This window comes from Amycolatopsis sp. NPDC051373, from assembly GCF_040689465.1.
Classification (GTDB): domain Bacteria; phylum Actinomycetota; class Actinomycetes; order Mycobacteriales; family Pseudonocardiaceae; genus Amycolatopsis.
In genome coordinates this window covers 188,407-211,332 of the sequence record NZ_JBFBAE010000015.1, presented here as the reverse complement: position 1 = coordinate 211,332, position 22,926 = coordinate 188,407, and the positions used below count along the sequence as shown (strand labels likewise).

The 22,926-nt window shown below is 69.5% G+C and carries 24 protein-coding genes; 15 read left to right on the top strand and 9 right to left on the bottom strand.

Going from position 1 to position 22,926, the window contains the following annotated elements:
• The 3 genes from AB0383_RS28145 to AB0383_RS28135 all read right to left on the bottom strand — a co-directional run.
• The coding region (locus AB0383_RS28145; protein ID WP_364187677.1) for a 3,4-dihydroxy-2-butanone-4-phosphate synthase at positions 1-437 on the bottom strand (437 nt) is incomplete at its 3' end.
• Positions 434-1,255 (bottom strand): isocitrate lyase/phosphoenolpyruvate mutase family protein, encoded by an 822-nt coding sequence (locus AB0383_RS28140; RefSeq protein WP_364187674.1) that lies wholly within the window; start codon positions 1,253-1,255, stop codon positions 434-436. The genes AB0383_RS28140 and AB0383_RS28145, both read right to left, overlap by 4 nt.
• A gap of 57 nt (positions 1,256-1,312) precedes the next feature.
• A complete protein-coding gene (locus AB0383_RS28135; RefSeq protein ID WP_366188963.1) occupies positions 1,313-3,064 on the bottom strand; it encodes an AMP-binding protein in 1,752 nt (583 codons plus the stop codon).
• A 227-nt stretch (positions 3,065-3,291) separates the two neighbouring features.
• Between AB0383_RS28135 and AB0383_RS28130 the strand changes: the two genes are divergently transcribed.
• From AB0383_RS28130 to AB0383_RS28115, 4 genes are all read left to right on the top strand, one after another.
• Entirely contained in the window at positions 3,292-3,984 is a 693-nt protein-coding gene (locus AB0383_RS28130) for an MBL fold metallo-hydrolase (protein ID WP_364187669.1), read from the top strand.
• 33 nt (positions 3,985-4,017) lie between these two features.
• Positions 4,018-4,281 carry a hypothetical protein gene (locus AB0383_RS28125; RefSeq protein WP_364187666.1) on the top strand — a complete coding sequence of 88 codons (264 nt, stop codon included), beginning with the start codon at positions 4,018-4,020 and terminating at the stop codon, positions 4,279-4,281.
• Between the two features lie 595 nt (positions 4,282-4,876).
• Entirely contained in the window at positions 4,877-6,103 is a 1,227-nt protein-coding gene (locus AB0383_RS28120) for an MFS transporter (protein ID WP_364187663.1), read from the top strand.
• Positions 6,078-7,250: an acyl-CoA dehydrogenase family protein gene (locus AB0383_RS28115; protein WP_364187660.1), complete on the top strand. Its 1,173-nt coding sequence runs from the start codon at positions 6,078-6,080 to the stop codon at positions 7,248-7,250. Before AB0383_RS28120 ends, AB0383_RS28115 begins: the two co-directional genes overlap by 26 nt.
• On the opposite strand, the gene AB0383_RS28110 is transcribed toward AB0383_RS28115, so the two are convergent.
• A complete protein-coding gene (locus AB0383_RS28110; protein WP_364187657.1) occupies positions 7,240-8,658 on the bottom strand; it encodes a PLP-dependent aminotransferase family protein in 1,419 nt (472 codons plus the stop codon). The genes AB0383_RS28115 and AB0383_RS28110 overlap by 11 nt on opposite strands.
• On the opposite strand from AB0383_RS28110, the gene AB0383_RS28105 reads away from it, so the two are divergent.
• Complete coding sequence (locus AB0383_RS28105) at positions 8,657-9,652, top strand: cysteine synthase family protein (RefSeq protein ID WP_364187654.1); 996 nt, start codon at positions 8,657-8,659, stop codon at positions 9,650-9,652. The two genes, AB0383_RS28110 and AB0383_RS28105, sit on opposite strands and share 2 nt — an antisense overlap.
• An 8-nt stretch (positions 9,653-9,660) precedes the next feature.
• Here AB0383_RS28105 and AB0383_RS28100 read toward each other — a convergent pair whose 3' ends face one another.
• Complete coding sequence (locus AB0383_RS28100) at positions 9,661-10,449, bottom strand: AraC family transcriptional regulator (protein ID WP_366188962.1); 789 nt, start codon at positions 10,447-10,449, stop codon at positions 9,661-9,663.
• A 93-nt stretch (positions 10,450-10,542) separates the two neighbouring features.
• Between AB0383_RS28100 and AB0383_RS28095 the strand changes: the two genes are divergently transcribed.
• The 6 genes from AB0383_RS28095 to AB0383_RS28070 all read left to right on the top strand — a co-directional run bounded on the left by AB0383_RS28095 (position 10,543) and on the right by AB0383_RS28070 (position 15,509).
• Positions 10,543-11,496: a DMT family transporter gene (locus AB0383_RS28095; protein ID WP_366188961.1), complete on the top strand. Its 954-nt coding sequence runs from the start codon at positions 10,543-10,545 to the stop codon at positions 11,494-11,496.
• Positions 11,493-12,428: a patatin family protein gene (locus tag AB0383_RS28090; protein WP_366188960.1), complete on the top strand. Its 936-nt coding sequence runs from the start codon at positions 11,493-11,495 to the stop codon at positions 12,426-12,428. Before AB0383_RS28095 ends, AB0383_RS28090 begins: the two co-directional genes overlap by 4 nt.
• A complete protein-coding gene (locus AB0383_RS28085) occupies positions 12,425-12,937 on the top strand; it encodes a PaaI family thioesterase (RefSeq protein ID WP_366188959.1) in 513 nt (170 codons plus the stop codon). Before AB0383_RS28090 ends, AB0383_RS28085 begins: the two co-directional genes overlap by 4 nt.
• Positions 12,938-12,993: 56 nt before the next feature.
• Positions 12,994-13,272: a hypothetical protein gene (locus AB0383_RS28080; RefSeq protein ID WP_366188958.1), complete on the top strand. Its 279-nt coding sequence runs from the start codon at positions 12,994-12,996 to the stop codon at positions 13,270-13,272.
• A 276-nt stretch (positions 13,273-13,548) separates the two neighbouring features.
• Positions 13,549-14,514: a hypothetical protein gene (locus AB0383_RS28075; protein ID WP_366188957.1), complete on the top strand. Its 966-nt coding sequence runs from the start codon at positions 13,549-13,551 to the stop codon at positions 14,512-14,514.
• A 311-nt stretch (positions 14,515-14,825) separates the two neighbouring features.
• The gene (locus AB0383_RS28070) at positions 14,826-15,509 is read left to right on the top strand and encodes a class II aldolase/adducin family protein (protein WP_366188956.1); all 684 of its coding nucleotides are present in this window, start codon (positions 14,826-14,828) and stop codon (positions 15,507-15,509) included.
• A gap of 767 nt (positions 15,510-16,276) precedes the next feature.
• Here the strand turns inward: AB0383_RS28070 and AB0383_RS28065 are convergent.
• Entirely contained in the window at positions 16,277-17,149 is an 873-nt protein-coding gene (locus AB0383_RS28065) for an alpha/beta fold hydrolase (RefSeq protein WP_366188955.1), read from the bottom strand.
• Positions 17,150-17,242: 93 nt separating this feature from the next.
• On the opposite strand from AB0383_RS28065, the gene AB0383_RS28060 reads away from it, so the two are divergent.
• From AB0383_RS28060 to AB0383_RS28050, 3 genes are read left to right on the top strand one after another with little or no spacing between them, the layout of a single operon-like run.
• Positions 17,243-17,743, top strand: coding sequence for a CGNR zinc finger domain-containing protein (locus tag AB0383_RS28060; protein WP_364187630.1), 501 nt, complete (start codon positions 17,243-17,245; stop codon positions 17,741-17,743).
• Positions 17,744-17,767: 24 nt separating this feature from the next.
• Complete coding sequence (locus AB0383_RS28055) at positions 17,768-18,349, top strand: cupin domain-containing protein (RefSeq protein WP_366188954.1); 582 nt, start codon at positions 17,768-17,770, stop codon at positions 18,347-18,349.
• Positions 18,350-18,359: 10 nt separating this feature from the next.
• Positions 18,360-19,172, top strand: coding sequence for an MOSC N-terminal beta barrel domain-containing protein (locus AB0383_RS28050; protein WP_364187627.1), 813 nt, complete (start codon positions 18,360-18,362; stop codon positions 19,170-19,172).
• A gap of 4 nt (positions 19,173-19,176) precedes the next feature.
• Here AB0383_RS28050 and AB0383_RS28045 read toward each other — a convergent pair whose 3' ends face one another.
• Positions 19,177-19,863 carry a nitroreductase family protein gene (locus tag AB0383_RS28045; RefSeq protein ID WP_364187625.1) on the bottom strand — a complete coding sequence of 229 codons (687 nt, stop codon included), beginning with the start codon at positions 19,861-19,863 and terminating at the stop codon, positions 19,177-19,179.
• Positions 19,864-19,934: 71 nt separating this feature from the next.
• Here AB0383_RS28045 and AB0383_RS28040 point away from each other — a divergent pair, with 71 nt between their 5' ends.
• The gene (locus AB0383_RS28040) at positions 19,935-20,846 is read left to right on the top strand and encodes a LysR family transcriptional regulator (RefSeq protein ID WP_364187622.1); all 912 of its coding nucleotides are present in this window, start codon (positions 19,935-19,937) and stop codon (positions 20,844-20,846) included.
• Positions 20,847-20,904: 58 nt separating this feature from the next.
• On the opposite strand, the gene AB0383_RS28035 is transcribed toward AB0383_RS28040, so the two are convergent.
• A complete protein-coding gene (locus tag AB0383_RS28035) occupies positions 20,905-21,753 on the bottom strand; it encodes a DUF427 domain-containing protein (RefSeq protein ID WP_364187619.1) in 849 nt (282 codons plus the stop codon).
• A 154-nt stretch (positions 21,754-21,907) separates the two neighbouring features.
• Positions 21,908-22,624, bottom strand: coding sequence for an SDR family oxidoreductase (locus AB0383_RS28030; RefSeq protein WP_364187616.1), 717 nt, complete (start codon positions 22,622-22,624; stop codon positions 21,908-21,910).
• Positions 22,625-22,926: the final 302 nt, after the last annotated feature.

Below are 22,926 nucleotides of genomic sequence, written 5' to 3'. Positions count from 1 at the left end.
TCGGTGTGCCCCGGACGGCGCAACACACCACCCTCCTTCGCCCGCAACGGCACCACATGCCCGGGACGGCGGAAATCCTTCGCCGACGCCGCCGGATCAGCCAGCAACCGCATCGTGTGCGCACGATCCGCCGCCGAAATACCCGTCGTGATGCCCTCCGCCGCGTCCACCGTCACGCTGTACGCAGTACCGCGCACATCCTGGTTCGTGTGATACATCGGCGGCAGATCCAACCGATCCGCCTCGGCTTCGGTGAGCGAGACGCACACATACCCCGAGGTGTAGCGAACCATGAACGCCAGCAACTCCGGCGTCGCCTTCTCCGCCGCGAAAATCAGATCGCCCTCGTTCTCACGATCCTCATCATCGACCACCACCACCGCACGACCCGCCGCGATGTCCACAATGGCTGCTTCGATCCCCGCGCCGCCGGTCACCCCTTGGCCTGGCGCAGCAGGCGGCGGAACCGGAACCGCGAGCCGCTCGTCGCCGCGGCGAGGTCACCGCCGGCCAGATCGATCGCGGCCTGATCGAGGACGGACATCACGTGTGCGTAAAGCGACGAACCGAGACTGATCCGCTTCACACCGGCTTGGTGGAGTTCGGACACCGTCAGCGTCTTGTCCGCCGGTGACACCACGACGTTGACCGGCTTGGGCGCTACCGCCTGCACGATCTTCTCCACCGACGCGAGGTCGGGCGGGAGCGGCGCGAACAACACATCGGCGCCGGCTTCCGCGAAGGCGCTGAGGCGGCGGATGGTGTCGTCAAGGTCGTTGACGCCCTGGATGAAGTTGTCGGCGCGGGCCGTGACGACGATCCGCTGCTTCGCCGCCGCGACGGCATGGCGCACGCGGTCCACCGCCTCGTCGAACGGCCGGATCGGGTTCTCGCCGGTGCCGGTCGTGTCCTCGACACCGATGCCGGCCAGCCCGGCCTCGACCGCCGCCTCGACGGTGGCGGCCACGTCCTCGCAGGCCTCGCCGTAGCCGTCCTCGAAGTCGCCGTTGATCGGGAGCTCGGTGAGCCGCTTCAGGAGTTTCGCGTGGTCGAGGTGTTCTTCGCGGCTCACCGCGTGGCGGCCGTCGAACCGGCCCAGCGTCGCGGCGAACGCGGCCGAGCTGGTGCCGATCGCTTCGAAGCCGGCGTCGGCCATGAGCAGGGCGGAGAGGCCGTCCCAGGCGTTGGGCATGACGAGGCCCTCGGGGCGGGTGTGCAGCGAGAGGAAGTGTTCGTAGGTTTCGGAGCCAGGCATGGCGGCGGTCCTTCGGCAGTCGAGGTTCGGCGGTTCAGCGTTCGGCGGTTCGGCGGTTCAGCGGGCCAGGTCGGGGAACTGGTCGTCGCGCCATTCGGTGCCGGCTTCCGCGCCGAGTTCGCGGGCCCGCAGCTCCACGCGGCGGATCTTGCCCGAGATCGTCTTGGGCAGATCGGCGAACTCGAGGCGGCGCACGCGTTGGTACGGGGCGAGGTTCTCGCGGGCGTAGCGCAGGATGGACAGCGCCGTCTCCTTGGTGGGCTCGTGTCCGGGCGCCAGTCCGATGTAGGCCTTCGGCACCGCCAGGCGGACGGCGTCAGGCGCCGGCACCACGGCCGCCTCGGCAACAGCGGGATGTTCGATGAGCACCGACTCGAGTTCGAACGGGCTGATCTTGTAGTCGCTGGCCTTGAAGACGTCGTCGGTGCGGCCGATGTAGGTGAGGTAGCCGTCTTCGTCGATCGAGGCGACGTCGCCGGTGTGGTAGTAGCCACCGGCCATGGCCTCGGCGGTGCGTTCGTCGTCGGCCAGGTAGCCGGTCATCAACGTCAGCGGACGCTGTGCCAGGTCGAGGCAGATTTCGCCCTCCCCCTGTCCTGAGACCACCTTGCCGCTCGCGGGTTCGACCAGCACGACCGGAACCCCTGGCAGCGGACGGCCCATGGAGCCCGGTTGGACGTCGGATTCGGGGGTGTTGCCGACCTGTGCGGTGGTCTCGGTCTGGCCGAAGCCGTCGCGGATGGTGATGCCCCACGCCGCGCGGACGCGTTCGATCACCTCGGGGTTGAGCGGTTCGCCGGCGCCGATCGCCTCGCGCAGGCCCGCCGGGCGGGCACCGAGGTCGGTGTTGATCAGCATGCGCCAGACGGTGGGCGGCGCACAGAACGTTGTCACTTTTCGCACACGCAGCTGGTTCAGGAATGCGGCCGGGTCGAAGCGGCTGTAGTTGTAGACGAAGATCGTCGACTCGGCGATCCACGGGGCGAAGAAGCAGGACCACGCGTGTTTCGCCCAGCCCGGGGACGAGATGTTGAGGTGGACGTCGCCCGGCCACAAACCCAGCCAGTACATCGTGGCGAGGTGCCCGACCGGGTAGGAGACCTGGGTGTGCTCCACGAGCTTGGGCCGCGTCGTGGTACCGGAGGTGAAATACAGCAGCAGCGGGTCGCCGGGTGCCGTGCCGGGGTGTTCGACCGGGGTGTGCGGCAGATCGGCGGCTTCATGGAGGTCGGCCCAGCGGAAGTCGGCACTGTGCAGATCGGGACTGAGGAAGTCGGCCCGGTTTTCCGCCGGGCCGACGCTGATCCGCGTGTAGTCGCCGGGAACGTCGGCGAACTTAGGCGTGTCGGCGGCGTTGCAGATCACGTGCCGCGGCTCGCCTCGGGTGATGCGGTCGGTGAGGTCGGCGGCTCCGAGCGCGGTCGTCGTCGGCATGATCACGCCGCCGAGCTTCATGATCGCGAGCATGGCCTCCCAGAGCTCGACCTGGTTGCCGAGCATCAGCAGCACGCGGTGTCCTTTGCGGACACCCCGGTTTCGCAGCCACGTCGCCAAGCGGTCGGACGCGCGGGACAGCTCGCCGAACGTTCGCCGCGTCTCCGAGCCGTCTTCCTCGACGATGACGAGGGCCGGGCGGTCGTTGTCGGCGTTGTCGCGGGCGACGGCGTCGAACCAGTCGACGGCCCAGTTGAACCGCTCGCCGAGGTCGGGCCAGCGGAACTCCTCGACCGCGCGAACGTGCTTGCCGCGCAATGCCAACAGCTGGTCGCGGCTCGCCTTGTAGCCCCGGTGTGCGTCGCTCGTGGTCACCAGCGATCCTTCCTTCGGCGTGATACCGCGACTATGCGTTTTCCGGCCGGCCCGTCGCTACCCTTGAACGGGGGTAACCGCGTTGAAACCCGGTTTTCCTTTTGCGACAATCAATCCCGTGCCGCACGGCGTTCGGAGCTCCGCTCCCGCGCGCGTGCGCGCGTGGCTACGGTTCCACAGTGGACATTTCTCCACAGTGGACTCTTGTGACTTCCGAAGGAGGACCCGTGCCCTTCGACTTCGACCGCTTACCTTCGTGGCTGGCCTGGCAGCAGCGCCCGTTCCCCGACGCGAACCTGCTCCTGCTGCCCGGCCGGCAACCGGCCCTGGTGGACAGCGGCTTCGTCGGGCACGCGGAAGAGACGGCCGAGTGGGTCCGCGCGCACACCGCGTCGCTCAACCTGGTCGTGAACACCCACTGGCACTGCGACCACGTCGGCGGCAACGCCCTGCTGCAGAAAAGCGGCGCCGGCATCGCCGCCAGCGCCCGCGACGCACTCGCCGTCGCCCGGCGCGACCCCGGCTGCTGCCAGATGGAGTACCTCGACCAGCCCGTGCCGCCCTACTCCGTCGACGAACTGCTCGACGACGGACAGGTTTTGTTACTCGGCGACACCGGATGGGAGGTGATCCGAACACCCGGCCACACCCCGGGCCATCTCGCCCTCTGGCAACCGGACGAACGCCTCCTCGCCGTCGGCGACGCGTTGTCGGACTACGACGTCGGCTGGGTGAACCTCGCCCTCGACGGTCCGGATGCCACCACCACCGCGCTCGGTTCCGTACAACACCTGATCGATCTCGAACCCCGCGTGCTCCTTCCCGCACACGGGCCCATCCCCGCCGACACCGGCGCCGCCCTCGCCAACGCCGCGCGCCGCGCCCGGCGCCTCGTCGACGACCCCGACGGCGCCGTCTGATACGGCGCCCGCCGCGTCTTCGCCTACGCCCTCATGATCCGCGACGGCATCCCCACCGACGAAGTCGAGCCCTACCTCCACGCGCGCGCCTGGCTCAAGGACGCGGCCTGGCTGCTGCGCCGCTCCCCCGAGTCCCTCGCCACGGAACTCATCACCACCATGCTCCGCGCCGGCTCCATCACCTCCCGCGACGGCAAGCTCCACGCCACCGCCGAACACACGCCCGTCCCACCCTCGTCGCTGCGGCAACCCCCACCGGCGACCTGGCCGGCCGTCGAACCCGCCCGCCTGCCGTGACTCGGTGTGCGAATCCGCACAGCCCGAACACCCGCTCCGCGCCGCGGCCTCGGCGGTGCCGGCATCCCGGCCACCACACAAGCCTCGTCGGGGAGTTGCCCGTGGTCCATCCCGAACAACGGGGAACCGACCGGTTCCGAAAAGCCGCCGCGAAGCGCGCGTCGGCCTACCCGGTCGCCGTGGCTGCGCCGCCGATGTCCTCGCCAGCCGTCGAAGAGCCCCGGGTCCTGACACCCCGGCAACCAAAGAACCTCGCTTGGGAGTCGACCGTGAAGCATCCAGAACAGCGGGGAACCGACCGGTTCCGAAACCCGCGGCGAAGCGCGCAGCGGCCCACCCCAGTCGCCGCAACTGCTCCCCCGAAGTCCTCGCCGGCTGTCGAAGGGCCCAGGGGTCCTGACTTCCCGTTGCCACAACGGAGACCTCGTTTGGGAGCCGGCCATGAGCCATTCCGAACAACGCTGACAACGCCGACCGGTTCCGAAAGCCGCGGCGCAGCGCGCGTCGGCCCACACCGGTCGCCGCAGCCGTGGAGGAGCCCCCGCGGTCCTGACATCCCTGTCCCCACAACGAGAATCTCGCTTGGGAGTTGAACGTGCACCAGTCCACGCAGAGTCGAGTCGCCTGGGTGCGGGCGGCGGCCGCGTTGTTCGGCGTTGCGTGGGGGGCGAACCACTTCACGCCACTGTTGCTGGTCTACCGGGGTGAGCTCGGGTTGCCGGAGTCGGCGGCGACGAGCATTTTCGGCATCTACGCCGTGGGGCTGGTGCCGGCGTTGATCTTCAGCGGGCGGGCGGCGGACCGGTACGGGCGGCGCGCCGTGTTGCGGCCCGCGATGCTCGTCTCGGTGCTGGCCACGCTCGTGCTGATGCTCGGCCCGGTGTGGTGGCCCTCGCTGTACGTCGGGCGGTTCCTGGCCGGCGTCGCGTCCGGCGCGGCGTACAGCGCGGGCACCGCGTGGGTGACCGAGCTGTCCCCGCCCGGCCGTGGCGCCCGGCGCTCGGCCGCCGCGTTGTCGCTGGGGTTCGGGATCGGGCCGTTGCTGGCCGGCGCGCTCGCGCAGTGGTTGCCGTGGCCGGTGGAGCTGCCGTATGTCGTGCACCTGGCGTTGATGGCCGGAGTGCTCGTGCTCGCGTGGCGGGTGCCGGAAACCGCGCCGGCACTCGCGCGGGCCGAGCGCGCGCAGTGGCTGCCACGGCCGGCGGTGTCGCGCCACTTCCTGCTCGGAGTGGTGCCGTGGGCGCCGTGGGTGTTCGGGACGGTCGCGATCAGCATCGCGACCCTGCCCGCGTTGTTGCCCAGCCACACGGCGAGCGCGATCAGCACGCCCGTCGCGTTCAGCGGGCTGGTCGGCGGGCTGACGCTGCCGCTCGGCGCGCTCGTCCAGCCGATCGCGCGCCGGCTCGCGCACGCCGGGCACCTGCACGCCCCGGTGGCCGGGCTGCTCGTCACCGCACTCGGACTGGCCGGCACGGCGCTCGTCGCGTGGCACCCGGTCACTCCGCTGGTCCTCGTGACGGCCGTGGTCCTCGGCACTGGCTACGGCATCCTCATGGTCACCGGCCTGGACAAAGTGGAACGCATGGCCGAGCAGCACGAGTTCGCCGGGCTCGTCAGCATCTTCTACGCGCTGGCCTACCTCGGGTTCGCCGCGCCGTACCTGCTCGCCGCGCTCGCCGGCGGCGCCTCCTACGCGCTGTGGCTCGTGATCGCCGCGCTGGCCACCCTCGCCACCATCCCCCTCATGATGCTCGGCGGCCAACCCCTGACCCTTCCCTCGGCAGATGGAGACCGACATGAACCAGCCGTTCGCGAACCCTGACTTCGAAGCCTTCCGCATGTCCGAAGAACACCACGAATTGCGCGCAACCGTACGTTCCCTGTGCGAAAAACAAATCGCCCCGCACGCCGCGGACGTCGACGAGAACTCGCGCTTCCCCGAAGAAGCCCGCGCGGCGCTGACGGCGGCGGGGTTCCACGCGATCCACGTCCCCGAGCAGTACGGCGGCGAAGGCGCGGACGGCCTGGCCGCCTGCCTCGTGATCGAGGAGGTCGCCCGGGTGTGCGTCAGCTCGTCGCTGATCCCGGCGGTCAACAAGCTGGGCAGCATGCCCGTGCTGCTGTCGGCGTCCGAAGACCTCAGGAAGCAGGTCCTGCCGACGTTGGCAAACGGACAGGCGTTGTTCGCCTACGGACTTTCCGAGCGAGAATCCGGCTCAGACGCTGTTGCGATGAAAACAAGGGCCCGGTTCGACGGCGACCACTGGGTCCTCAACGGCGCCAAAGCCTGGATCAGCAACTCCGGCGTGGCCACCTGGTACACCGTGTTCGCCGTGACCGACGCCGACCAGGGCGCGGCCGGCATCTCGGCCTTCGTGGTCCACGCCGACGACCCGGGCTTCGAGGTCGGCGCGAAGGAACGCAAGCTCGGCATCAAGGGCTCCCCGACGTGCGAGCTCTACTTCACCGACTGCACCGTCCCGGCCGACCGGATCGTCGGTGAACCGGGCACGGGCTTCAAGACCGCGATGCGCACTTTCGATCACACCAGGCCCACCATCGGCGCCCAAGCGGTAGGAATCGCACAGGGCGCGCTCGATGCCTCACGCGCGTATGTCAAAGACCGCACACAGTTCGGCAAGACGATCGCCGAGTTCCAGGGTGTGCAGTTCATGCTCGCCGACATGGCCATGAAGATCGAGGCCGCCCGCAGCCTCGTGTACCTCGCCGCGGCGAAGGTCGAGCGCGGTGAGCCCGACAAGACCTTCTTCGCCAGCAGCGCTAAATGTTTCGCGTCCGACGTGGCCATGCAGGTGACGACCGACGCCGTCCAGCTGTTCGGCGGCGCCGGCTACACCCGCGACTTCCCGGTGGAACGCATGATGCGCGACGCGAAGATCACGCAGATCTACGAGGGCACCAACCAGATCCAGCGAATGGTGATGGCGCGTGCGCTGCTCAAAGGTTGACTTCCGCACACGCCGTTGCGAGACGGCGAACACCTTCGGTGATTTCCTGCGCGCCCGAGGTGTCGGCGAACCCCAGCCGCAAGTGCGGAGCCGGAGCCTCGGCGGCGAAGTACCCGCGGCCGGGCGACACCGCCACCCCGGCGCGCAGAGCCGCGGAGGTGAGGGCGGTTTCGTCCGTCCCGGCGGGCAGGCGCAACCACAGGTAGTGGCCACCCGTCGGCACCCTCGGCGGAGCAAGCGAAGGCAGCTCCCGCTGGAGCGCGCCCACCATCGCGTCACGGCGCTCCCGCAGCCCCGCCGCGAGCGCACGCAAGTGCCGCGGCCACGACGGCGCAGCCACGAGGTCCAAAGTGGCCTCCTGGAACGGCCTCGGCACGAAGAAGCTGTCCACCACCTGGATGGCGCGCAGTCGTTCCAGCACCGGGCCCCGCGCGGCGAGCGCCGCGACCCGCAGGTTGGGCGACGTGGCTTTCGTCAACGATCCCAAGTGGACCACCGAACCGTGGGGATCGTCCGCGACCAACGGAGCCGGCACCGGCCCACCGTGCCCGAGGTGGCGCGCCCAGTCATCCTCGAGCAGGAACGCACCGGCCGCGTGGACGATCTCCAGCAGCTCGCGCCGCCGCTCCGGCGCGAGCACGGCCCCGGTCGGATTCTGGACCAACGGCTGGCAGTAGAACACCTTCGCCCCGGTCGCCGCGAGCACCTCCCGCAGGAGGTCGAGCCGCACCCCGCCGTCGTCCATCGGAACGGGCACCGGGCGCAACCCGGCCGCGCGGGCAGCGGCGAGCACCCCGGGATATGTCGGCGACTCGACCAGGACCGCGGATCCCGGCGACGCGAGCGCACGCAACGCGGTACTCAGCGCCGCCTGGCCACCGCCACTGATCACCACCTCGGCCGGCGTGAGCCTCAGCTCCCGCGCGAACCAGGCCCGCAACGCCGTCAGCCCGGCCGGCGGCGGCCGCTCCCACGCGCCCGGGCGGCGGGCCGCCGACGCCAACGCGCCGGCCATCGCGCGTTCGGGCTGCAGCGAAGCGTGCAGATAGCCACCGTTGAACGCGACCACGTCCGGCGGCGGCACAGCCAGGCCGGCGCTCAAGCCGGACGCGTCGACCACCCGCTCGCCACCCTGGCCATCCGCCGTGAGCGCGATCTCCTGCCACGACGTGTCGACAACCGGCTTCTCCCGGGCAACCGTCTCCGCGCGATACGCACCGGCCCCCGGCCGTGTCACCACCAGCCCGTCGGCCGCGAGCACGGCGAGCGCGCGCGACACCGTCACGGGACTGACCCCGAAGCGTTCGACAAGAGCCCGGCTCGACGGCAGTTTCTCACCCGGCGAGTAGTGATTGAGCTCATTTCGCAGCACATTGGCCACGTTTCGCGAACTGCTATCCTGGGACATGACGGTGAATGATAGCGCTATTGCTCGCACAGGAGTAGCAGTCGGCGTCCTGCCCTCGGCGCTCGACGCGATCGGCGACACCCCGATGGTCCGGCTCGACCGCGTCACCGGCGGCGTCGACGGGACCCTGCTGGCCAAGCTCGAGTACCTCAATCCCGGCGGGTCCAAAAAGGACCGCGTCGCGAAACGGATCATCCGGGCCGCCGAGGAAACCGGGGCGCTGCAGCCCGGCCAGCCCGTGGTCGAGCTCACCAGCGGCAACACCGGTGCCGGCCTCGCCATCGCGTGCGCGGTGACCGGCCACCCGTTCGTCGCCGTGCTGTCGCGCGGGAGCTCGACCGAACGCGCGCGCATGATCGCCGCGCTCGGCGCCGAGGTCGTGCTCGTCGACCAGGCCCCCGGTTCCGTGCCCGGCCGTGTTGCGGGCGTGGACATGGCGCTGGTGGAAAAGCAAGCTCGGTCGATCACCCAGGCACGCGGTGCGTTCCGTTCCGATCAGTTCGAAAACCACCACAACGTCGAGGCCCACTACACCGGCACCGGCCCCGAGATCTGGGCGCAGACGGGCGGCCGGCTCGACGCGTTCGCCGATTTCGTCGGCACCGGCGGCTGCCTGGCGGGCGTCACGCGGGCGCTGAAGGAACGGGATCCGGCCATCCAGTGCTTCGCCGTCGAACCCGAGGGCGCCGCGGTGCTCGCCGGACACGAGGTGTTCGAATCCCACCACCCCATCCAGGGCGGCGGCTTCGGCCGGGCCGACCTCACACATCTGCGTGACGTGCCCCTCGACGGCTACCTCCAGGTCAGCGGCGACGAAGCCCGCCGGACCTCTCGCCTGCTCGCCACCCGCGAAGGCATCTTCGCCGGTTTCTCCGCCGGTGCCAACGTCGCCGCGGCCCTCCACCTCCTGCGGCACGAGCTCGCCGGCGCCACGGTCGCCGTCGTGATCCCCGACTCGGGCCTGAAGTACCTGTCGACGGACCTGTGGGAGTAGCCGTGGCCTCACCGCCGTCCGGCGAACCGCGCCGGGCTCACGCCCAGCATGCGCTTGAAGTGCCGGGTCAGGTGCGACTGGTCGTAGAAGCCGACCTCGGTGGCGACCGCCGCGGCCGGCACACCGGCCAGCAGCAGCCGCCGCGCCAGCTCCACGCGACGGCCCGTGAGGTACAGGTGCGGCGGCAGCGAAAACCGCCGGGAGAACGCGCGGACCAGGTGCGTCGGGTCTGCGTGCAGCAGGCGTGCCGCCTCGTCGAGCGGCAGCCCGGCGACCACCCGCGAGTCCAGGAGGTCGCGCAGGTCGTCGGCCAGCCCGCGATCCGGCTCGCGGCGGATCACATCGCGGCGCAGGTGTGTGCCCAGACGTTCGAAAATGAACGCGAGCCGGCTCTGCGCCTCGAACTCGTCGCCCGGCACGGCGAGCGTGTCGTGCAGCCGGCTGATCCGGTTCGCCAGCTTCGGGTCCCGCAGGTTCGGCTGGTCGGTCGCCGGGCCGATCAGCCGCGCGTCGAGCGCGTCCTCGGGCAGGTAGAGCACGCGTTTGCGGAACCCGCGCGGCGCCGCGGTGCGGCCGTTGTGCGGTACGTGCGGCGGCAGGAGCACGACCTGCGAACGCAGGGTGCCGTGCTCGTGGCGGTCGAGGTCGTACTGCAGCACGCCGTCGTCGAGGATCAGCAGCGTCCACACGGTGTGCGTGTGCACGGGATAGGCGTGCTGCACGAAGTGCGCGTGGAACACCTCGCTGATGCCGGGAACGCCGGGGCTCCACGCGGTGATCTCGGATTCGCCTGCCATGCAAGGAACGTACAAGAAATCTGCGCGCCGGGCGGCGAGGATCGGTGTGATCCCCAGCCTTTTCCCCTACCCGCAACGAAGTGGACCGAACTCATGCCCGAACACCGCGACGGTGGCGTCGCTCCGTATTCGTACCTGCTCATCACGATGGCGTTGTTCGGGGCGGCTTTCACCAGCTCGAAAGTCGTCGTGAGTGAGCTGCCGCACGAGGTCGCCGCGTGCCTGCGCTTCGGGGCGGGCGCGGTGATCCTCGTGGGGTTGTTGTGCGTGCGGCCGGGTTCGGCGCGCTTTTCGTGGCGTGACCTCGCGCGAGCCGGACTGGTCGGGCTCGTCGGGGTGTTCGCGTACAACTTCTTTTTCTTCTGGGGGCTTTCCCTCGCCCCCGCGATCGACGGCACCATCATCGTGCCCGTGCTCAGTCCCGTGCTGACCACGCTGTACTTCCTCGTGACCCGCAAAGAACCGGCATCCGGTGCGCGCATCGCCGGGCTCGTGCTGGGGATCGCGGGCTCGGTCGTGTTCTTCGTCGGTGTCGGCGGGGGTGGTACGGGGTTCAGCGGAAGTCGCCTCGCCGGTGACTTCGTCTACCTGGCGGGCGCGGCGTGCTGGGCGGCCTACAGCATCGCATCGAAGAAGGTGCTGAGCGGGATGGAACCGTTGCGGGCCACGACGTATGCCACGGGTGTGGGCGCGCTGGCGTTGGTGCTTGTCGCAATTCCCTCACTTTCTGGTACTGAGTGGACATCGGTGTCCACGCTCACGTGGGAGAACCTCGCATTCCTCGCGATCGGCCCGACCGCGATCGCGTACCTGTTCTACTACCGGGGGTTGCGGGCTGTCAGTCCCGTGACCGCGACTATCACCATGTTCGCGGTGCCCGTGTTCGGCACGGTGACTTCCGTGGTGTTCCTGGGTGAGTCGTTCACCACCGTGCAGGTCGCAGGTGCGGTGATCACCGTCGTCGGCGCACTGCTCGCCGTCACCCAGGGAAAAATCTTCGCCTCCTCTGAACGAAAAGCCTCCGAACGAAAGAAGGTGCAACGGTGACCGACGCCGTCGTGGAATTGCTGAGAGAACGCAGGCGCGGCGGGAGCACTCCCGGAAACCGCGATGACGGCGCTCGCTTGGTGTTGCTGATCGAGGGCGGGAGCTCGCGAGGTGCGTATTCGAGCGGAATGACGATCGCCATCGAACAGCTCGGGTTGCTGCCGATGTTCGACGCGGTCTACGGCAGCTCGGCGGGCGCGCTCAACGGTGCGTGGCTGCTGTGCGGACGCGCGGAAAGCACCCAGCACGCGTGGTGGGATCCGATGATCATGGGCCGGACGATCGACCCCAAGCGCATCCTGAGCCGGCGGCCGGTGGTGGACACGGAGTTCCTCGTCCACACCCTCTACACCGAGATCGTGCCGATGGGGTTCCGGGAGATCCTCGACAACCCCGTCGAGTTCCACCCCACCGCCACCGACGCGATGACCGGCGAGTCCGCGGACCTGCACGAGCACCTCCACGACCAGGCCGGCTTGCAAGCCGCGCTGCGTGCGTCGACGGCCATGCCCCTGCTCGCGGGCGAACCGATCGTGATCGGTGGACGACATTTCGTGGACGCCGGGGTGAGCGAATCCATTCCCGTGCGAACAGCACTTGCGCAGAAAGCAACACACCTCGTCGCGTTTCGCACGCGACGGTCGGACGAGGGCGCGGCGACGGCACCATCCCGCGGTGAGCGGCTGGTCGCGTCGCGCTGGTTCGCCCGCCACGCACCGGGAGCGCTCGAGACGTGGCTGGACCGTGCGGCGCTCAGGGCCGAAGAGGAACGACTGCTGGTTTCGCACCCCGCGACACTGCAAGTCCGCCCACCCGTCGGCAGCGCCCGCATCGGCCGCACCGAGCGCCGCCCGCACCTGATGCGCGCCGCGGTGGACACCGGACTCCAAGCGGCGCTGAACGAACTGTCCGCTGTGAAGGAAACACCATGACCAACACCACGGATGCCGAACGCGTGCGCGTCGTGTCCTGGGCCGACCACCTCGCGTTCGCCACCGCGGCCGCCGAGCTCAGCGGGCTGGAGTTCCTCCGCGCCATGGCACGCGGCGACATCCCCTCCGCGCCGATGATGGACCTCGTCGGCCTCCGCCTGGTCTCGGCGTCACCCGGCGAGACCGTCTTCCGCCTCACCCCGGGCGAATACCACTACAACCCGATGTGGACCGTCCACGGTGGCCTCTACGCCACGATGCTCGACTCGGCGGCCGCGTGCGCCGTGCACACGACCCTCCCCGTCGGCAGCGGGTTCAGCACCCTGGACCTCTCCGTCCGCTTCCTCAAGGCCGTCCGCGTCGACACGGGCCCTATCACGGCCACCGGTCGCGTCCTCCACTCCGGACCCCAGGTCGTGCTGGCCGAAGCACGCCTGCAGGACACCTCGGGCACGCTCCTGGCCACGGCGACGGCGAACTGCTTCGTGTCCCGAGCGTCCGGTACGTAACGAAGGAGACGAATTCCGCGATCGAGTGATCGTCCCGCCGATCCGAGGAGCAGCCTGTGTCACCACGCGCCATCGTCGCGTTCGCAAGCGTCGCGGCTATCGTCGTCGGGGTGTTCCTCGCGTTCCGCGGCCTCTTCGGGGGCCCCGACTTCGTGACCCCGTCCGGCACGGCGTGTGACCCGGCGATCGCGTGGCAGGACGACTCACTCGGCGACTGCTTCCCCGTGGAGCGGCAGAGCCCGGCGTTCGCCCTCCTCCTCGCGCACGTCGGGCTCCTCGGGCTGATCTACGCGCGCCTGCTCATGACGCGGCAGAGGAAGCTCAGCGTGCCCTGACGCGGCCCAGGAAGGCGACCTCCGCGGCGACCGTGTCCGCGAAGCTCGCGCCGCCCTCGTAGACGTCGTAGTCGGTAGGCGTTCGTTTTCCCCCACGCGTATTGGTTTTCTTTCGCGGTGAGGTAGGCGCGGTCGATGTCCGCGGTGCCGGCGACGGTGAACTCCGCGACCGTGGAGCCGTCGTGAGGGTTCGAGTCGCGCAGCTGGTTGCCACGGCCACCCACCACCCACTTGCCCGCGAGCTTGGCCTGCCGTCGCCCGGTCGGACGGGCGGCCATGGTGGCGGTGCCGTTGCTGCCGGTGGTTCTCGAACACGACTCGATGGCGCCGAGCGGCCCGGCTCTGCGCCTCGCGGCCACCGCGCCGTCGGCCGAGCTGCACCGGGTTTCCGGCGGCCCTCGGCTGACGGTGTTCGGACAGGCGATCCGGTACGTCGAGGGGACCACGGGGGCGAGATCACCGGTGATCATCGACGAAATCGGCGGCACCCGCCTGAAGGCCGCGTTCGAGATCGGCCTGGTCGGTGCGGTCAAGGACGGCGGCGGCCTCGCCGCGTTCGCGACCCGGTTCCGGCGCGTGGTTTGCGAGTGTCGTATTCGACTACCGCGGCTTCGGCGGCTTCGAGGGGTAGCGGCGCGACACCCACCGGTTCGCGGTAGACGCGGTTCTCCTTGTCCTCGATCGGGGAGGGCAGGACGCGACGAAGTGGTTTCCGTGCCGCGCCAGCGCGAGGACTACCGCACGGCCGTCGGCTGGGTCGCGACCCAGCCGGCGCTCGACGCGAGCCGGATCGTCGTGTGCGGCATGTCTTTCGCCGGGCTGCACGTGGTGGATCTCGCCGTCACGGATCGGCTGATCGCCGGCGCGATCGGGCAGACTCCGCTCGTCGACGCGGTGGCGGCCGCCTGGTTCCGACCGGCCAGTCACTGCGGCTGTTCGGGCTGGCCGGTCGGAACCAACCGCGCGGGACGCGGTCGTCGGGCTACTTGGCCGGCCGCCGCGGTACGTCCCCTGGGCGGGCGGTCCCGGCGACCTCGTCATCGCCACCACGCCGGACTCGCGGTTCGGCGAACGCCCGATGACCTCGGACGACGGCACGGTCTGGCGCAACCAGGTCGCGGCGCGGTCGCTGTTCAACGAACTGCTTGTCGAAATCGGCCCATCCGGCCAGAGTCGAGATCTTGCTTCACCGACAGCACGGCGTCAGCTCCGATCCCGCTGTGCGGCAAGGGAAATCGGTAGCCGACACCCAGGTCTGGCCGAATGGCTACGGATGTCTGCCCCGGAGGACGGAGTGACCACCCGGACAGACATCACTGACCATTCAGGCCACTTTCGGGGCAAATCGCGCGGACGGGCGCACACTGTGACCGCGGAGCAGCCGCTCGCCCTCCCCCAGCTGCTCCGCCCCCTCACCGGCAGGTGGTGGCGGAGTCCCCCGAGACCCGTCACCGCCTGCTTTCCCATTTGCCAGTGAGGAGACGATGTTTGCCTCTCAGGCAAACCGCAGGCATAGTGACGGGGAGCGAACACCCCCGGCGAGGAGGACGAGCGTGAGCATTTCCACCGAAGCACCGGAGACCGGCACAGCCGACCAGCTCGACCTGGGCGACCTGCCGGCGGAGGCGGGCACGGTCGAAGCCGAACGCGCGGCGCGCAAACGAGATCTCGCCGTGGCGTTGCGGCTGTTCGCCCGCTACGGCTTCGACGAGGGGATCGCCGGGCACCTCACCGTGCGCGATCCCGAGTTCCCGGACCGGTTCTGGGTCAACCCGTACGCGGTGCACTTCTCCCGCATCAAGGTCAGCGACCTGCTGCTCATCGACGAGAACGGCAAGGTCGCCGAGGGTTCCCGGCGGACGAACAAGGCCGCGTTCTGGATCCACTCCTCGGTGCACCGGGCGCGCCCGGACGTCGTGGCGGTGGCCCATGCGCACAGCGTGTTCGGCCGTGCGTTCGCCGCGCTCGGAAAAGAACTCGATCCGATCATCCAGGAATCCTGCGCGTTCTACGGTGATCATGTCCTGTTCGACGAGTACAAGGGTCTTGTGCTGGAGAAAACAGAAGGTGAGCGGATTGCCACACGTCTTGGTGGACAACGCGCAGCAATCCTGCGCCACCACGGACTGCTCACCGTCGGCCGGTCCGTGGCCGAGGCCGCGTGGTGGTTCATCGCCATGGACCGCGCGTGCCAGATGCAGCTGCTCGCCGACGCCGCAGGCACCCGCGCGTCATGACGGACGAGGAAGCGACGCTGGCCCACCGCCAGTTCGGCAGCGCCAACATGGCGCGCCACAGCTTTGACATCATGGCGGACTTCGTGGTGGAAACCGAACCCGACGTGCTCGACTGACACCGTTCAACGTTCCCCGCGCAGTTTCCCCGCTCACCGTCGAGCCACACCACCACGGCCCGGCGGTGCGTTTTTTCGACCAGCCCGCGTTCGAATCAGAACCCGTCGCACTCCACGCATTCGCGGTTCCGGCCCATTTCCTGGGTACGTGCCGCAAAGTGTGCGGGTGACGGTGGCGAAGCAGCCTGTGGTGCGGGACTTCCCGCGCGGGACCGTGTACTCGCGAGACCGGTCGGTCGGCGCCGGTGTGCCGCGGTTTCGTGCCGCGGTGCATCGGCGTTTCTTGCGGCCGAGCCGTGGGCGCGCCGCTTGGACCAGGGGTTGTCCACACCCGTTTGGGCTGTGGACAACTCGGCCCGAGATCGGCTTGAGCGCCGATCTTGTCGGAGGTGGCCGATAGAATGGGCATGCCCCCAGAGAGCGGGGATTGTCATACCGGCGAGGTGATCTGCCCGCGGCCAAGCAAAGTTTCTTGTGGGTAGAGGCTTCCGCGCGCAAAGCCGGACACAGGCCGGCGCCCGGAGTGCGGGCTCTGGGCGCCGGCCCGCCGGGCCCACGTACCCTGCGCGGCGGGGATGGCGTCGCGAAGGGGCGGGCCGCCTGGGGGAAGGCCGGTGGCGGCGAGAGAAATCCCCCGTTGCAAGGGAAAGCTCAGCGCGGCGAAGCCACGCGGCCCAGGAAGTCGCGAATATGGGCAGCGACCTCGTCGCCTGCGCTTTCGAGAAGGAAGTGACCGCCGTCGAGGAGGTGGATTTCGGCGTGGGGCACGTCGGTGGAGAAGGCGGTGGCGCCGTCCGGGCCGAAGATCGGGTCGTTCTTGCCCCAGACCGCGAGGACGGGCGGCTGGGTCTTGCGCAGGTACTCGTGCAGCGCGGGGTACAGCGGCGGATTGGTGGCGTAGTCGCGGAAGAGCGCGAGCTGGATCTCGTCGTTGCCCGGGCGCGAAAGCAGCGCGAAGTCGTGGTTCCAGGCGTCGGGGCTGACGAGCGTCTCGTCGGGGACACCGGTGACGTACTGCCACTTCGTCAGGTCGAGGCTGAGCGCGCCGCGGATGTTGGCCTCGGTCTCGGCGTTCTGCTCGGCCTGGTAGTCCCACACGGTCTTCCAGAAGCCGTCGACGAAACCGGCGTCGTAGCCGTTGCCGTTCTGGGTGATGATCGCCGTGATTGCGTCGGGATTGGCGAGCGCGAGGCGCCAGCCGATGGGGGCGCCGTAGTCCTGCACGTAGATCGCGTAGCGGGTGACGTCGAGCTGGCGCAGCAGGCCGGCCGTGAGGTCCGTCAGCGCGTCGAAGGTGTAGTCGAACTCGTCGGCCGAAGGCGCGTCGGACAGGCCGAAACCGAGGTGGTCGGGCGCGATCACGTGGTAGCGGTCGGCCAGCGCCGGGATCAGGTTCCGGAACATGAACGAGCTGGTCGGGAAGCCGTGCAGCAGCACGACCACGGGGGCGTCGGCGGGCCCGGCCTCGCGGTAGAAGAGCTGCCGGCCGTCGACGGTCGCGTAGCGGTGGTGAACAGCGGTCATGATGGCTAACTCCTAACGTTGTGTTTGATGGTTAGAACTCAAACAGGGTCTGCCTAACTTGTCAACCCCGAGTTTGCCGGTTAGTCTGAACTCGTGACCGACGAGAAGCTGCTGCTCGACCTGCTGAACACCACCCCGGTGCTCGACGGGACGCCGCACGACGAGCTTGCCGACGCCGAGCTCGGCCGCGAGTGGCTCACCGCCCACGGGCAGCCGGCGTCCGCGCAGGAGTGGCGCGCGCTGGTCGACGTGCGCTCGGCGCTGCAGGACGTCGTGCGCGGCGACGCGGAGCCGGAAGCCTTGGCCAACTTCGTCGACGGCCTCAGCTACCGCGCGGTCTTCGACGACGGCGGCATTAAGTGGGACCTCGACACCGTGTCCGGCCGAGCGGCCGCCTCGCGCGCGGTGCTGGCCTGGGACACGCTGCGCCACGCCAGCCCCGGCCGGCTGCGGCCGTGCGCGAACCCGGAGTGCCGCCGGTTCCTCATCGACCACAGCAAGCCGAACACCGCCCGCTGGTGCTCGATGGCCGTGTGCGGCAACCGCATGAAGGCCCGCCGCCACTACCAGCGCACCCGCCAGGCCGGCGCGTGACCGGCCACCGGGTGGTGCCCGATCATGGGTGACGACAGCGACATCGACCGGCTGGTCGCGCGCAAGCTCCAGCAGCTGCGCACGGATCGCGGGCTCACGCTCACCCACCTCGCGGAGCTCACGGGGATCTCCGTCGCCCACCTGTCGCGCCTCGAACGCGGGGAACGGCAGCCCTCGATCGGCAGCCTCCTGCAGCTCGCGCGCACGTACGGCATCTCGATCGGCAAGCTCGTGGCCGACCAGCCCGACGAGGACTACCACCTCGTGCGCGCCGGCCATGGCGTCGCGCACGAAAACGCCGAGGGCCGCTACGAGGTGCTCAGCGGGCCGCGCGCCACCATCGCGGTGGTCGAGCTCGAACTGCCGCCCGGCACCGAAACCGGCGCCGTGCACCACACCGGCGAGGAATGGCTCCACGTCCGCGCCGGCGCCGTCGTGCTGCTCCTGGGCGCCGAGGAGATCGCGCTCAAGGCCGGCGACTCCATCCAGTTCGACTCCGGCCGCACGCACCGGCTGCACAACACGTCGGCCCGCGCCGCGCGGGTGCTCATCGCGTCGACCGCGTCAGCTGTCCACCATCCCGTGTCCGGTTCCGAACAGCCCTGAGGAGGCAGACGTGCGTGTAATCGCGCTGCGGCGTTACCCGGTGAAATCGATGCTCGGCGAGGAAGTCACCGAAGCGCGAGTCGACGCCGCCGGTCTCGACGGCGACCGCACGCTCGCCGTGATCGACTCCGACACCGGCTTCGTCGCGACGGCGAAGCACCCGCGCCTGTGGCGCCGCCTCCTGGAGCTCGCGGCCGAGACCGACGGCCGCGTGTTCATCACCTTCCCCGACGGCACCAAACTGGCCGCCGACGACCCTGAAGCCGGCTCGCGCCTGTCGGACCTGCTGGGCCGCGCGATCACGGTGTCCGGACTCCGGCCCGACGGCGCGTCCGTGGAGCGCCCGGCACCGGAAGACGTGCTCGACAACGGCGTGAGCGCTGTAGTCCCGGCGCAGACGCTGCAGATCGGCCAGGGCACGCCCGGCCACAACTTCGTGGACCACTCCCCGATCCACCTCATCAGCACCGCGACGCTGGATCACCTCGACACCGAGGCCATCCGGTACCGGCCGAACCTCGTCATCGCGACCCCGCCCGGCACCGGCGCGTTCGTCGAGAACCACTGGCTGGGCAAGGAAATCCAGTTCGGCGAGGTGGGCACGGGCGCGCGGCTGCGGGTCACGTTGCCCACTCCGCGGTGCGCCGTGCCGTCGCTCGCCCACGGCACGCTGCCGCGCAACCCGCAGGCGGTGCGCGCGGTGATGGCGGACAACCGCGTCGACGTCGCCGGCCTCGGCAAGGCCATGCCGTGTGCAGGCGCGTACGCCGAGGTCGTGCGGCCGGGCACGCTCCGCCTGGACGACCCGATCACCCTCGCCTGAAAGCTCAGTCGCCGACGAACACCAGCGCTTCGGACAGCGGTTTCCGCGTGAGGGCCGGGACCTCGCAGTCGTCGGCCGGGTAACCCACCGGGAAGAGGATGTACGGCCGCTCGGTCGCCGGGCGGTGCAGCACCCGGCCGAGGAACGCCATCGGGTTCGGTGTGTGCGTCAACGTCGTGAGCCCCATCGAGTGCAGCGCGGCGACGAAAAAACCACAGGCGATCCCGACGCTCTCGGACGCGTAGTAGGTCTTCTGCAGCTGTCCGTTCGGCAACACCCGGTGTTTCTGCGCGAACACGACCACGAGCCACGGTGCGACTTCCAGGAACGCCTTGTGTTCGTCTGTTTCCAGGGGTGCCAGCGCGGCGCGCCACTCGGGGATCTCGCGCTCGCGGTAGAAACGTTGCTCTTCCTGTTCGGCGGCCACCCGGATCTGGTGTTTCATTACCACATCCTGTGTGGCGACGAACGTCCACGGTTGCTGGTGCGCGCCGCTGGGTGCGGTGTTCGCCGCGCGCACCGCGAGCTCGATCGCCTCGACCGGCACGGGGTCGGGCGAGAACCAGCGCACCGACCGCCGCCGATCCAGGTGCCGGTGGAACTCCGCGCCTCGGCGCAACCCCTCGGCGACGGTCAGCCGCGGCGGGGCGTACGGCACGAACGGGTATCGGTGCTTCCGCGTCTGAGTCACGCTGACCACACTGCCAACCAGCGATTACCGAGTCCAGCTTGAAGAGCTGAGCCCAGTTATATGCTGAGCTCATGAATCTGCCGAACGTGACGATCCGGCAGCTCGAATACCTGATCGCCGTCGCCGAAACGGGTTCGCTCACCACCGCGGCCACGCGCTGCCACGTCTCGCAGGGCGCCATTTCGCTCGCCCTCACAGAGGTGGAACGTGCCCTGGGCCTGCGGCTGGTGATCCGTTCACCCCGGCGTGGTGCTTCGCTCACCGCGGCCGGCAAGCAGGTACTCGCCGACGCGCGGCGGGTGGTCGGGGCCATGAGCGACCTCGGCGTGGAAGCCCGGGGCCTGGGCCGCCACGTGAGCGGCACGCTGGTCGTCGGCTGCTACGGCCCGATCGCGCCCTTCCACCTGCCGGCCGCCATCGCGACGTTCGAAAACGATCATCCGGACGTCTCGGTGCGGTTCGTCGAGGGCAGCCTGCCCGAGATCCAGGACCACCTGCTCGACGGGCGGTGTGAGATCGCGTTCCTCTACGAACAGGACGTCTACCCCGCGATCGCCTTCCGAACCTTGTACGACCAGCAGCCGGCGGTCCTCCTGCCTGGCAACCACCGGTTGGCCGGCCGCGAGTCGCTCTCGCTCGGGGAGCTGGCCGACGAGCCCTTCATCCTGCTCGACGTGCCGCCGAGCGAGCGCTACTTCCGCGCGGTGTTCGAGTCCGCACATCTGGCGATGGTGCCGACCCATCGGGCGCGAACTTTCGAACTCGCGCGGTCGCTTGTCGCCCGCGGTCTCGGCTACTCGATGACCGTTCAGCAACCCGCGCTGTCGCATTCCTACGAAGGCTTGGCAGTGATCGCACTTCCGTTGCGCGAAAAGGCACCTTCGACGCCGGTCATCATGGGCTGGCCGGCCGGGGGCCCGCTCACACATCGCGCGCAGGCGTTCCTCGACCATTGCGAACGGCTGTTCGCGGAAGGCCGCTGACCACGGCGTTCCGGCCGCAGCGCCTCGACCTGAACATCCTGGCCTCGGCATTCCGACCTCAGCGTCCTGAAGCGAACGCCCGATCCAGACCCGTCTTCGCTCCGCCCCGGCCGAGCGTATGGTGCAGCCGCTTGCCTTCGACGTACACCCCGAGCTTGTTCGGGTCGAACGCGACGAACCCGGCGACCGCCGCCGACTCCGCCGGCGCGTCCGCATAGGACCACGCGGCCCCGGACCGACCACCGATGGCGTAGTAGGTCGCGACCCCCTTGTACGGACACCGAGTCCGCAAGGTCTCCTCGGACAACGCGGTCTCGTCGACGTCCGCGCGCGGCAAGTACCACTGCGGCTCCCGGTCCGATTCGTACAGCACCCGCGAGCGGCGCGACTTCGCGACCAACCGTCCGTCCACTTCGACCAGGACCTCACGCGAGGCGTTCCGCACGTCGATGCGGTGGTACGGGTCCGCCGCGTGAGCGGTGACGGGTTCGTCCTCTTCCTGGAACCCGTCCATGGCCCGCCACGAGAAGGCGACGAGGTTCGCGAACTCCGCGGCGTGAGCGGGCGGACGCACGTGCTGCCAGGCCGCACCCTCGTGAACCCGGTCCCCGACGCGGACGGCGAACCACGCCGTCTTCCCGAGATCCGGGTGCAGCGTCGTCCGCTGCCGGAACTCCAGGACCTCCACGCGAACGTCCGTGGCCGGGAAGTACGCGACGGGGAACCGCCCCGGCGTGTGCAGGAGAATCGCGTCCTCGCTGTCCGCGATCCACTCCCCCGCGAACCGCACCCGCAGCCTGCGCCGCAGCGGTTCGCGGTACGACAGGCGATCCGGCAACGCGTCGGGCACGAGGAACTTGCCCCGGAACATGTCCGGCTGCGCAGCGAGCAACCACGGTAATGGCATCACGAACCTCCCTTCATCGTTTCGTTCCCCTCGGCACGACCGGAGCCACGCCGGCCTGCTCCCGCACGGATCGGTGTCCGACACGCGCCAGGCCGCCTCGTGGTAACCCGAATTGCGCAGGTACACGGTCAACTTTCGTCCACTGAGGACAGCATCACACCAGCGGCTCGCCACCGTCGACGCCGAGCGACACCCCGGTCACGAACCCGTTGGTCAGCGCGAAGAGCACGGCGTCGGCGATGTCCTCCGACGTCCCGATCCGCCGCGCGGGGTTGCTCGCCGAACGCTGCGCGAAGAGCGCGGCCTTCTTCTCGTCGCCGAGCGCGTCGTACGCGCCGGTGTCGATCGTGCCCGGCGAGACGGCGTTGACGCGGATCGGCGCGAGCTCCACCGCGAGCGCCTTGGTGAGCGAGTCGACCGCACCGTTGGTGGCGGCGACGGCCAGCATCCCGATCGACGGCTTGCGGGCCGTCGCGCCGGAGAAGAGCACCATCGAGCCGTCGGCCGGCATCTTCGGGGTCAGGTGCTTCGCCAGCAGGATCGGCCCGATGACCTTGGTCTCGAACGAAAGCGCGATCGTGCCCTGGGCGAGGTCGCCGACCAGGCCACGGGCGCGAGCCGACGCCGTGGACACGACGTGGTCGACCTGCCCAAGGCGCTCGGCGAGCGCGGCCACGCTGGCCTCGTCGGTCAGGTCGACCGTTTCGACCGAGATACCCGGATCGTCGTAGGCGCCCTTGAGCTTCTCCTCGTCGCGACCCGCGACGACGACCTCCGCACCGGCGGCGCGCACCGCGAGCACCACGGCGCGCGCGATGCCACTGCCGCGGCCGACGACGAGAACCTTGCGCCCCTTGAGGGATTCGGACATGAGCGTGTCTCCTTTGAACAGTCTCGCGAGGAAGCGTAGGCCGGGGGTTCGGCCCGCTTCATGAAAGTTTTCTGCCCATGAGCGAGAGCCGGCGAATGTTTCGCGCCGCTTTTGCCGGGCTCCGTCCTTCCCGTCCTACCCGCCACTCATCTAATGCCTATAAGGACGCTATACCCATTAGTTAACAGACGCAAGGTCCCGACTTTTAGTCACCCATTTGATCAAGGTCGACGGCCGGAACACCACCTAATGGTTGCGAGAGATCCATGAGCAAAACCTCATCTGACCCGCCATAACATCGA